This is a genomic window from Terrabacter koreensis (assembly GCF_054783315.1).
On record NZ_BAAGQU010000004.1, the window covers coordinates 1,010,433 to 1,021,412 of the forward strand.

Genomic DNA, 10,980 nt, shown 5'->3' on the forward strand with positions numbered 1-10,980 from the left:
CGTGGCGCTGGTGCGCTCGGCCGACCCCCTGCCGGGTGGCGTCACGCGATCCGCGCTGCGGCGCTTCCTCCTCTGGACGCTGGCCGCGCTCGCGCTCGTCGGACTCGGCACGGTGCTGCTGGCCCGTCCTCTCGCGTCGCAGATCGCCCTGCGCGACGCCACGGTGCGCGGCTCGGGGCTGGCGCGTTACGTCGTGGCTCCCCTGGTGGACCGGCGAGTGCGGGCCGGTGACCCCGGTCCCACGTCGACGCTGGCCTACCTGCTGCAGAACCGGATGCGCGACGGCTCGATCGTGCACGCGAAGATCTGGACCGCGGAGGGGCGGGTGCTCTGGGCCGACGAGGCGCAGCTCATCGGCAAGACCTTCCCGCTCGACGAGGACGTCGCCGAGCTCTTCGGCACCGAGAACGTCACCTCGGCCGTGTCGGACCTGTCCAAGGCCGAGAACGCCGACGAGCGTGCCAGCGGCGAGCTCCTCGAGGTGTATGCCGGTCTCCACGACGCGGAGGGGGTTCCCCTCGTCTTCGAGTCCTACTGGACCGCCGACCCCGTGCACGAGGACGAGTCGGCCCTCCTCGGACGGCTGGCGTTGCTGGGCCTCGGGTCGCTGCTGCTCTTCGCCGTGATGGTGCTCCCGCTCGCCGTGTCGTTGGCCCGGAGGGTCGAACGCGGCGAGGCCGACCGCAGCAGGATGCTGCGCCACGCGCTGTCGGCGTCGGACCTCGAGCGCCGCCGCATCGCGGACGACCTGCACGACGGGGTGCTGCAGAACCTCGCGGGTTTCGGCTACCTCATGGGCTCGCTCGTCGACGACCTGCCGCCGGAGGCGACCCGGGCCCGCACCATCGTCGGCGACCTCTCGAGCGGTCTCAAGCGCGATGCCGAGGGGCTGCGCTCGCTCATGACCGACATCTACCCGGCCGACCTCGCCGAGGGCGGCCTGGTGCCGGCCGTCGACCGGCTCGCCGACCAGGCGCGCGCCGCGGGCCTCGCCGTCGAGATCGACCTCGACCCGGCGGTCGCCGCATCCGGCCTCCCCATGGCCCAGGTCGTCTACCGCTCGATCCGGGAGGGGCTGCGCAACGTCCTCAAGCACGCCGACGCGTCAACGGTCCTGCTCCGGGCACGGGTCGTCGCCGACCAGGTCGTCGTCAGCGTGCGCGACGACGGCGTCGGCCCGCGCGATGCGCGGGGCCTCGCACCGCGGGGGGCCGACAGGGGTTCCGGGCAGGGGCACGTCGGCCTGCACCTGCTGAGGGACACGGTGCGCGACCTCGGCGGGGACCTCGTGCTCAGTGCACCGGACGGCGGGGGAGCCCTCCTCACCGTCACGGTCCCCAGGGCGTTCGCCGACTCCTGGGTCGGCACCGCCGCCGTCAGCGGTCGTTCCGGTCGGCCCAGCCGAGGTAGGCCGCGCCGCGCGGCGAGAGCTCGTATCCGACCTCGTGGCTGATGGTGAGCCCCAGTGTCTTCAGCTTGCGGATGTCGACCTTCATCGGCAGCAGCTCGCAGCCACGGAGTGCAGCCAGCTCCTTCGAGACCACCCGAGGGTTGTCGCGGATCCACTCGAGGATGTCGCGGGTCCAGGCGCCACTCGGTCGCGCATCGAGCCGAGCGAGCCTGGTCGCGATCTCCTGTAGCTCATGGTCGTCGGGCACCTTCTCGCGCAACGCTATTCGTGGGTCCTCGCCGGCCCAGCTCAGCCGTATGCGGTAGACCTTGTCGCCGCCGCGGCCACCGCGGGCGGACGGCTTGCGGTCGGTCGGGGTCAGGGCCTTCTGCAGCGCCGCGAGGCTCTTGACGCCCGCCTTGCGAGCGTCGCGCTCGGTCAGCTTCGCGGGGTCGCGCACCTGGCTCACCGCGTCGAACCGCACCAGCCCGGCCGGTGTGAGCTGCAGCCCGCCCACCTTGACCCGTGGCACGTCCCAGCGCCGGAAGGCCTGCGTCACGGTGCCCGCGCGGATGGCTTCGGCGACCGGCTTCGAGATGAGCACGCCCCATCGTGGCACCGGATCTCATCGTTCGGTGCCCCCGGCAGGACTCCGGTTCCGTCCTCGTTCCTCGGAAGGCACCTCCTCGAATCCGTCGGGGGCACAAAACGGGAAGAGGCTGATCCGAGTGACGCTTCGCGTCTTCAGACCAGCCTCTTCCGGTGTGGTGCCCCCGGCAGGATTCGAACCTGCGCTCCCGCCTCCGGAGGGCGGTGCTCTATCCCCTGAGCTACGGGGGCGATGCGCACTTTCGTGCGCCCGGTGAGATTAGCAGCCGAGGCGACCGATCGCTGAATGCACCCCCGAGGCAGAGCCCGTCACGCGGCCCCGGGTGCCGCTCCGGGTGGCCCGACGCCCACTCGTAGACTCGCCGCCATGACGCCGGAGCAGCTGCGTGCCCTCCTCGAGCAGGTCGCCGCGGAGGCGGCGAGGAGCGGGGAGCTGCCCGAGAGCGCCGCAGGCGGCCTGCCCGACGGCGCGATCTTCCGGCCGACCGACACCCGGGCGGCAGGGGTCGTGGCCGACTGGGTGACGCCCGTGGCGCAGCGGTGGGCGCCGCGCCTGGGTCTCGGCGCCCGTGACCTGGCCCGAGTGCTCGCGCAGGGGCTCACCCTGCAGAAGCCGGTGGCTGCGGTGGAGGTCGCGCCGAGCGGCCTCATCGCGGTGACGCTCGAGGACGCCCCGCGGTCGGCCATCGTCGAGCACGTCCTGGAGCACCAGGACGCGTACGCCCTCGGGGGAGCGGTGCTGCCCGTTCCCGCGGAGGTGCCCGGCAGCAGGCCGCCAGGTGACCCGGTCCTCGGTGCGCAGCTGGCGCACGCCCGACTCTGCCGACTCATCCGCAACGCCGAGGCCGCCGGCGTCGAGCGCCGCGCGTCGGCCCGCGTCGAGCGGCTGACCCACGTGGTCGAGCGGCACCTGCTCGTGGCGCTCGCCGACCTGCCCCAGCGGCTCGACACCCATGCCGGCGACCCGGCGCAGCAGCGTCGGGCCGTGACCGACCTCGCCGACCTCGCCGACGGGTGGGACCACCCCCTCCGGCCGGCGGTCGTCGGGGAGCCCGTGCGGTCCGTCCACGCCGCCCGGCTGCTGCTCGCCGACGCCGTCCGCGTCGTCTTGCGCAATGGACTCGCACGACTGGGGGCCGCGGCCCCCGAGAGGATGTAGGAATGCGCGCACACGAAGCCGGAGCGCTGCACGCCGAGGGCTATCGCGGCCCCGCGTGGCTCCAGACCCCCGTCGACGTCAACGCCCTCGTGCCCTCGCTCTGGGCGACCTCCGTCGGACGTGGCTCCGACGGCGCCCTGACGGTCGGGGGAGTGAGCGTCGCCGACCTCGCGCGCGAGTTCGGCACGCCGGCATACGTCATCGACGAAGACGACTTCCGTTCCCGCGCAAGGGATTTCAAGCAGACGTATGCCGAGGTGTTCGACAGCCTCTCCGGCGGCGCCGACGTGTTCTACGCCGGCAAGGCGTTCCTCTGCACCGAGGTGGCGCGGTGGATCCTCGACGAGGGGCTGAGCCTCGACGTCTGCACCGGGGGTGAGCTCGCCGTCGCGATGCGCGCCGGCGTGCCTGGCGAGCGCATCGGCCTGCACGGCAACAACAAGAGCCTCGCAGAGATCCGCACCGCCCTCGATTACGGCGTTGGCCGCATCGTCATCGACTCGTTCGACGAGATCGACCGCGTGGCCGCGGTCGCCACCGAGCTGGGCGTCGTCGCCCCGGTCCTCATCCGCGTCACCGTGGGCGTCGAGGCCCACACCCACGAGTTCATCGCGACGGCCCACGAGGACCAGAAGTTCGGGCTGTCGCTCTCGGGCGGGCACGCCTTCGAGGCGGCTCGGCGCATCCTGGCCCGTCCCGAGTCGCTGCGGCTGCTCGGACTGCACAGCCACATCGGGTCGCAGATCTTCGACACGTCCGGCTTCGAGGTCTCGGCCCGTCGCATCGTCGGCCTGCACACGCAGATCGCCCGCGAGCTCGGCACCGAGCTGCCCGAGCTCGACCTCGGCGGCGGCTTCGGCATCGCCTACACGACCGAGCACGACCCGCTGCCGCCGAAGAACCTCGCCGCGGGCATGGCCGAGATCATCGAGCGCGAGTGCCGGGCCGACGGCGTCGCCGTGCCGCGCATCTCGGTCGAGCCGGGCCGCGCCATCGCCGGGCCCAGCACCTTCACCCTCTACGAGGTGGGCACCGTCAAGCCGGTCGACCTCGACGGCGGGGCCCAGCGCGTCTACGTCTCGGTCGACGGCGGCATGAGCGACAACGTGCGCACCGCCCTCTACGACGCCAACTACTCGTGCACCCTCGCGAACCGTGCCTCGACGGCAGACCCGGTTCTCGCGAGGGTCGTCGGCAAGCACTGCGAGAGCGGCGACATCGTCGTCAAGGACGAGTTCCTGCCGGCCGACGTGAGCGCCGGTGACCTCGTGGCCGTGCCCGGCACGGGGGCCTACTGCCGGTCGCTGTCGAGCCAGTACAACCACACGCCGCGCCCCCCGGTCGTCGCGGTGCGCGACGGCGTGGCGCGCGTCATCGTGAGGCGCGAGACCATCGACGACCTGCTCGCGCTCGACGTCTGATGACACCGCAGATCCTGCACCGGGCATGTCCGGATCGCGAAACAATGGCCGTCCAGATCCCGGACAGGCGGCAGGATTCGCACCGTGGACAGTCCTGTGAGTGACCCTCGGCCGTTGCGCGTCGCCCTGCTCGGAGCCGGCGTCGTCGGTGGAGCCGTGGCCCGACTGCTCACAGAGCACGCCGACGACATGGCCGCCCGCGTCGGTGCGCCGCTCGAGATCGTCGGCATCGCCGTGCGGCGGGCCGGGCGCGACCGCTCGGACCTCGGGGTCGACCCGTCGCTCTTCACGACCGACGCCGACGACCTCGTGACGCGGGCCGACGTCGTCGTCGAGGTGATCGGCGGCATCGAGCCCGCCCGCTCGCTCATCCTGCGCGCCATGGACCACGGGGCCTCCGTCGTCACCGCCAACAAGGCGCTGCTCGCCGAGGACGGCCCGGCGCTCTACACCGCCGCCGCCGAGAAGGGCGTCGACCTCTACTACGAGGCCGCGGTCGCCGGCGCGATCCCGCTGCTGCGTCCGCTGCGCGAGTCGCTGGCGGGCGACGAGGTGCGCAAGGTCCTCGGCATCGTCAACGGCACGACGAACTACGTCCTCGACAAGATGGACACCACAGGCGCCGGCTTCTCCGACGCCGTGGAGCAGGCCCAGGCGCTGGGCTACGCCGAGGCCGACCCCACCGCCGACGTCGAGGGCTTCGACGCTGCCGCCAAGGCCGCGATCCTGGCCTCGCTCGCCTTCCACACCCGGGTCTCGGGCACCGACGTCTACCGCGAGGGGATCACCGAGGTGTCGGCGGCCGACGTCGCCGCGGCCCGCGAGATGGACGCCGTCGTCAAGCTGCTCGCCATCTGCGAGCGCGGCGAGCGAGGCGTCAGCGTACGCGTGCACCCGGCGATGATCCCGCGCTCGCACCCGCTCGCGGGGGTCCGCGAGGCCTTCAACGCCGTCTTCGTCGAGGCCGACGCCGCCGGTGAGCTGATGTTCTACGGCAAGGGCGCCGGTGGCGACCCCACCGCCTCCGCGGTGCTCGGCGACCTCGTCGCCGTCGCCCGCCACCGCGTCGGCGGGGGTCTGGGGCCGGGGGAGTCGAGCTACGCCGACCTGCCCGTCCTCACCATGGGCGACGCCGAGACGAGGTACCACATCAGCCTCGACGTCGAGGACCGCTCCGGTGTGCTCGCGCAGGTCGCCGCAGCCTTCGCCGACCACGACGTGTCCATCGAGACCGTCCGCCAGCAGCTCGTGGCGGCGTCCGAGGGCGAGTCCGCCCGGGCCAACCTCATCATCGTCACCCACACCGCGACCGACGCGGCCCTCTCGTCCACGGTCGAGCGCCTGCGCACGCTCGACGTCGTCCGTGGCGTCAACTCCGTGATGCGCGTGGAAGGTTCGTGATGGCCCACCAGTGGCGCGGAGTCATCCGCGAGTACGCCGACCGGCTCCCGATGCTCGAGGGTGGGCCGGTCGTCACGCTCCACGAGGGCGGCACGCCCCTCATCCACGCCGAGAAGCTCTCCGAGCGCGTCGGCGCCGAGGTGCACCTCAAGTACGAAGGCCTCAACCCGACGGGCTCGTTCAAGGACCGCGGCATGACGACGGCCATCAGCGTCGCTGCCCGAAAGGGCGCGAAGGCCGTCATCTGCGCGAGCACGGGCAACACGTCGGCGTCGGCGGCGGCATACGCGACGAAGGCCGGCATGGCCTGCGGGGTCCTCGTGCCCGACGGCAAGATCGCGATGGGCAAGCTGAGCCAGGCCATCGCCCACGGAGCCACGCTGCTGCAGGTCGACGGCAACTTCGACGACTGCCTGACGCTCGCGCGCAAGCTCGCCGAGGCCTATCCGGTCGAGCTGGTCAACTCGGTCAACCCGGCCCGCATCGAGGGCCAGAAGACCGCGAGCTTCGAGGTCGTCGACGCCCTGGGCGACGCCCCCGACATCCACTGCCTGCCGGTCGGCAACGCCGGCAACATCACGGCGTACTGGCGCGGCTACCGCGAGTACCTCGCGTCGCCGGTGACCGACGCGCCTGCGGGCCCGGCGACCCACCTCCCTGCGATGTGGGGCTTCCAGGCCGCCGGCGCCGCCCCCATCGTGCTGGGTCACCCGGTCGACCACCCCGAGACCATCGCCACGGCCATCCGCATCGGCAACCCGGCGTCGTGGGAGCAGGCGGTCGCGGCCCGCGACGAGTCCGAAGGCCGCATCGACGCCGTCACCGACGAGCAGATCCTCGAGGCCCACCGCTACCTCTCGTCCGAGGAGGGCGTCTTCGTCGAGCCCGGCTCGGCCGCCTCGGTGGCCGGTCTGCTCGCCTGCCACGCGGCCGGCCTCGTGCCGTCCGGCGCGCGCATCGTGTGCACGGTCACGGGGCACGGCCTCAAGGACCCCCAGTGGGCGCTGCGCACCGCCGACGGCAGCGACGTCGTGCCCACCCGGGTCAGCGTCGACGCCTTCAGCGCCGCGCAGGCGCTCGGCCTCGAGGGCTGAGCGCGTGAGCCGGGTGCCCGCGGGGCGGTCCGTGCACGTCCGGGTGCCGGCGAGCAGCGCCAACCTCGGCCCGGGCTTCGACTCCGTCGGTCTGGCGCTCGGCCTCTGGGACGACTACGTCGTGACGACGTCCGACGAGCCCGGCCTCGTCATCGAGGTGACGGGCGAGGGCGCCGCCGACGTGCCCACCGACGAGCGCCACCTGGTGCACGCCACCATGCAGCACACCTGGCACGCGTTGGGAGTCGAGCCGCCGTCCGGGCTGCGCATCGTCGCCGTGAACGGCGTGCCGCACAGCCGGGGACTCGGGTCGTCCGCCACGGCGATCGTCGCGGGGGTCGTTGCCGCGCAGGCACTCTCGCTCGGGGTCACCCCCGATGTCACTGAGCCGGGTGACGCCGAGCCGTATGCCGGCTGGCCGGCTGCCGGTGACGAGGTGCCCATCGACCTCGGGCTGGCGACGCACCTCTCGAGCGAGCTCGAGGGGCACCCCGACAACGCCTCGGCGAGCGCCCTCGGCGGCCTCACCGTGAGCTGGATGCCTGACGACAGCGGCCACGACCACGGCGAGCGCACCGTCACGGCGCGCATCGAGCCGCACCCCGACGTCGAGGTCGTCGTGTTCGTCCCCGAGACCCAGCTGGCCACCCGCACGGCCCGCGCCGTGCTGCCCGCCACGGTGCCGCTCGCTGCAGCTGCCGCGGGAGCGGGCAGAGCGGCGCTGCTCGTGCACGCGCTGACGGCGGACCCGTCCCACCTGCACGCGGCCACGCGCGACTGGTTGCACCAGGAGGCGCGCCGCCCGTCCTATCCCGACACCATGGAGCTCGTCGACCAGCTGCGCTCGCAGGGGCACGCGGCCGTCGTCTCGGGCGCAGGCCCCAGCGTCCTCGTGCTCACGACGCGCGACGCTGCCGCGAGCGTGCAGGCGGGCCGGCTCGCGCCGCACTGGGAGCGGCTGACCCCGGGCGTGCCCAGCCACGGCGCCACCGTCAGCGCCTGCTGAGAGCGCCCGAGCGAAGACACACCGGGCAACCGCCCGGTCGGCGGAACGGTCGGATGGTATTCTTGGCGCGCACCACAGCCGCGACACTCGCAGGACGGTGCATCACCCCCACGCTGAGGCGAAGTCACCTGCCTCTGGGCGCGTTCTGCGCCGAAGTGGATCTCAGACGACCAGGTCACCTGGTCCAGCTCCGGCCCGCACTGTCTCCCGGGCCGCAAACGAGGGGGAAGGATCCTTCGTGTCAGAAACAACCACCCGTCCGGTGTCCGGTCTGTCGGCCATGAAGCTGGACGAGCTCAAGGGCGTCGCGTCCTCGATGGGCATCACCGGCACGACGAAGATGCGCAAGAGCGACCTCGTCGAGGCCATCAAGGCCCGGCAGGCAGGCGGCTCGTCGGCCCCGGCGGCCACCGCCCCCGCAGCTGCGAAGACCGAGACGTCCGACGGCGCTGCGCCGGCCCGCACGTCTCGTCGCGTGAGCCGCCCGGCCGGCTCGTCCGGCCAGGCCGAGAAGACGAGCGAGACGACCGAGACGGCCGAGACGGCGCACCGGGCGGAACCGGCCGCACGCCGCACCGACGCTGACCAGGCGGCCGCTCCCGCCGACTCGTCCGCCGGCACCGACACCGGCACCGACACCCGCACGTCCCACGACGGGGCCGCCGGTAGCGCCGGCACGAGCGGCGAAGGCGAGCACGACGACCGGGGCAACCGACAGCGCGGCCGCGGCCAGCAGTCCGACCGCCAGTCCGAGCGCCAGTCCGACCGTCAGTCCGAGCGCCGCGAAGACCGTTCCAGCCGGCAGTCCGATCGCCAGCAGGATCGGCAGCAGGGCAGCCGCGCCGAGCGCCAGAACGAGCGCGGCCAGCAGCAGGACCGTCAGCAGGCACGCCAGCAGGACCGCCAGCAGGACCGCCAGCAGGACCAGGGCGACCGCCAGCACGAGATGCGACAGGGCGACAACCGGCAGGGCGACAACCGGCAGGGCGACAACCGGCAGGGCGACAACCGGCAGCAGGACTACCGCCAGGGCGACACCCGCGGTCAGCAGTCGCACTTCGACGACGACGCCGGTGGCAGCCGTCGCAGCCGCAACCGCCAGCGCAGCCGCGACCGCAAGCGGGGCCGTGGCCGCGAGGGTGGCCAGGACTGGAACGACGCCGAGCTGCAGGTCGGCGACGACGACGTCCTCGTGCCCGTCGGCGGCATCCTCGACGTGCTCGACAACTACGCCTTCGTGCGCACGTCGGGCTACCTCGCCGGCCCCAACGACGTCTACGTGCCGCTCGGCATGGTCAAGAAGAACGGCCTGCGCAAGGGCGACGCCGTCACCGGAGCCGTCAAGGCGCTGCGCGACGGCGAGCAGCCGTCGGGCAACGTGGGACGCCAGAAGTTCAACGCCCTCGTGCGCCTCGACACGGTCAACGGCACCACGCCGGAGGAGGCCGCCAAGCGCGTCGAGTTCGGCAAGCTGACGCCGCTCTACCCGCAGCAGCGCCTGCGCCTCGAGACCGAGCCGAACGTGCTGACGACGCGCATCATCGACCTCGTCGCCCCCATCGGCAAGGGCCAGCGCGGGCTCATCGTCGCCCCGGCCAAGGCCGGCAAGACGATGATCATGCAGACCCTCGCCAACGCGATCACGACGAACAACCCCGAGTGCCACCTCATGGTCGTCCTCGTCGACGAGCGCCCCGAGGAGGTCACCGACATGCAGCGGGCCGTCAAGGGCGAGGTCATCTCCTCGACCTTCGACCGCCCGGCGGAGGACCACACGACGGTCGCCGAGCTCGCCATCGAGCGGGCCAAGCGTCTCGTCGAGCTGGGCCACGACGTCGTCGTGCTGCTCGACTCGATCACCAAGCTCGGTCGCGCCTACAACCTGGCGGCGCCGGCGAGCGGTCGCATCCTCTCTGGTGGTGTCGACTCCGCTGCGCTCTACCCTCCGAAGAAGTTCTTCGGCGCGGCGCGCAACATCGAGAACGGTGGCTCGCTCACCATCCTCGCGACCGCGCTCGTCGAGACCGGCTCGAAGATGGACGAGGTGATCTTCGAGGAGTTCAAGGGCACGGGCAACATGGAGCTGCGCCTCAGCCGCGACCTGGCCAACCGCCGCATCTTCCCCGCTGTCGACATCAACAGCTCCGGCACGCGCCGCGAGGAGATCCTGCTCGCGAGCGAGGAGCTGAAGATCATGTGGAAGCTGCGCCGGGTGCTCGGTGGCCTCGACGCGCAGCAGGCGATCGAGCTGCTCATCGACCGCCTGAAGAAGACGCGGACGAACTACGAGTTCCTGACGCAGGTCCAGCAGACGAGCGGGTCGAAGCTCGACGACGTGTCCTGACGCGCGTCCTGCAGCGACGTCCGCGCGACGTCGCGCCGGGAGGGGAGTGGCGCCTGACAGCACCGCTCCCCTTCGGCGTTTCGTGGCCCATTCGGGTGATTTGTTCCTAAAATGGTGATCCATACCCGAACGTCTCCATGGAGTGCCATGTCTGCGCCTGCCGGCGATCCCGATGCCAGTTCCGTCCGCGTCCTGGTTGCCGACGACGACGCAGACATCCGCGACCTCGTCGAGTTCAAGCTGACCCAGGCCGGGTATGCCGTCGAGGCCGTCCCGGACGGCATCAGCGCCTGGGAGGCGTTCGCCGCCAACCCGCCCCAGCTGGCGGTGCTCGACGTGATGATGCCGGGTCTGTCGGGCATCGACGTGCTGCGCAAGATCCGCGAGAGCGAGCACGCGTCCGTGCCGGTCCTGCTCCTGAGTGCCAAATCGCGCGACTCCGACGTCGACACCGGCTTCGCCGTCGGCGCCGACGACTACGTCATCAAGCCGTTCAGCCCGCGCGAGCTCCTGCACCGCGTCAACGGCATGCTCGCCCGGGCGCGGTGAACCGCCC

9 protein-coding genes and 1 tRNA gene are annotated in these 10,980 nt (G+C 72.3%); 8 read left to right on the forward strand and 2 right to left on the reverse strand.

The features are described 5' to 3' along the window. Position 1: 1 nt before the first annotated feature. A complete protein-coding gene (locus tag ACYVNR_RS07460; protein ID WP_461047573.1) occupies positions 2 to 1,453 on the forward strand; it encodes a sensor histidine kinase in 1,452 nt (483 codons plus the stop codon). On the opposite strand, the gene ACYVNR_RS07465 is transcribed toward ACYVNR_RS07460, so the two are convergent. Both ACYVNR_RS07465 and ACYVNR_RS07470 read right to left on the reverse strand, forming a co-directional pair. Beyond that, positions 1,377 to 1,994: a hypothetical protein gene (locus ACYVNR_RS07465; protein WP_045188373.1), complete on the reverse strand. Its 618-nt coding sequence runs from the start codon at positions 1,992 to 1,994 to the stop codon at positions 1,377 to 1,379. The two genes, ACYVNR_RS07460 and ACYVNR_RS07465, sit on opposite strands and share 77 nt — an antisense overlap. Positions 1,995 to 2,155: 161 nt before the next feature. Beyond that, positions 2,156 to 2,230, reverse strand: a tRNA-Arg gene (locus ACYVNR_RS07470). Positions 2,231 to 2,366: 136 nt separating this feature from the next. Here ACYVNR_RS07470 and ACYVNR_RS07475 point away from each other — a divergent pair. From ACYVNR_RS07475 to ACYVNR_RS07505, 7 genes are all read left to right on the forward strand, one after another. Further along, complete coding sequence (locus tag ACYVNR_RS07475; RefSeq protein WP_045188374.1) at positions 2,367 to 3,158, forward strand: DALR anticodon-binding domain-containing protein; 792 nt, start codon at positions 2,367 to 2,369, stop codon at positions 3,156 to 3,158. Between the two features lie 2 nt (positions 3,159 to 3,160). Further along, positions 3,161 to 4,579, forward strand: coding sequence for a diaminopimelate decarboxylase (gene lysA / locus ACYVNR_RS07480; RefSeq protein WP_045188376.1), 1,419 nt, complete (start codon positions 3,161 to 3,163; stop codon positions 4,577 to 4,579). Positions 4,580 to 4,663: 84 nt separating this feature from the next. Next, complete coding sequence (locus tag ACYVNR_RS07485) at positions 4,664 to 5,980, forward strand: homoserine dehydrogenase (protein WP_461047577.1); 1,317 nt, start codon at positions 4,664 to 4,666, stop codon at positions 5,978 to 5,980. Beyond that, positions 5,980 to 7,074, forward strand: coding sequence for a threonine synthase (gene thrC / locus ACYVNR_RS07490; protein ID WP_461047579.1), 1,095 nt, complete (start codon positions 5,980 to 5,982; stop codon positions 7,072 to 7,074). The genes ACYVNR_RS07485 and thrC overlap by 1 nt, the downstream gene beginning before the upstream one ends. A 4-nt stretch (positions 7,075 to 7,078) precedes the next feature. Continuing rightward, positions 7,079 to 8,080: a homoserine kinase gene (locus ACYVNR_RS07495; protein ID WP_461047581.1), complete on the forward strand. Its 1,002-nt coding sequence runs from the start codon at positions 7,079 to 7,081 to the stop codon at positions 8,078 to 8,080. Between the two features lie 280 nt (positions 8,081 to 8,360). Further along, complete coding sequence (rho, locus tag ACYVNR_RS07500) at positions 8,361 to 10,424, forward strand: transcription termination factor Rho (protein WP_461048291.1); 2,064 nt, start codon at positions 8,361 to 8,363, stop codon at positions 10,422 to 10,424. A gap of 147 nt (positions 10,425 to 10,571) precedes the next feature. Further along, entirely contained in the window at positions 10,572 to 10,973 is a 402-nt protein-coding gene (locus ACYVNR_RS07505; RefSeq protein ID WP_045188385.1) for a response regulator transcription factor, read from the forward strand. Positions 10,974 to 10,980: the final 7 nt, after the last annotated feature.

Coding starts and splice junctions, on each gene's coding strand:
- ACYVNR_RS07475 (WP_045188374.1), top strand. CDS start 2,367: ATGACGCCGGAGCAGCTGCGTGCCCTCCTCGAGCAGGTCGCCGCGGAG.
- lysA (WP_045188376.1), top strand. CDS start 3,161: ATGCGCGCACACGAAGCCGGAGCGCTGCACGCCGAGGGCTATCGCGGC.
- thrC (WP_461047579.1), top strand. CDS start 5,980: ATGGCCCACCAGTGGCGCGGAGTCATCCGCGAGTACGCCGACCGGCTC.
- rho (WP_461048291.1), top strand. CDS start 8,361: ATGAAGCTGGACGAGCTCAAGGGCGTCGCGTCCTCGATGGGCATCACC.
- ACYVNR_RS07505 (WP_045188385.1), top strand. CDS start 10,572: ATGTCTGCGCCTGCCGGCGATCCCGATGCCAGTTCCGTCCGCGTCCTG.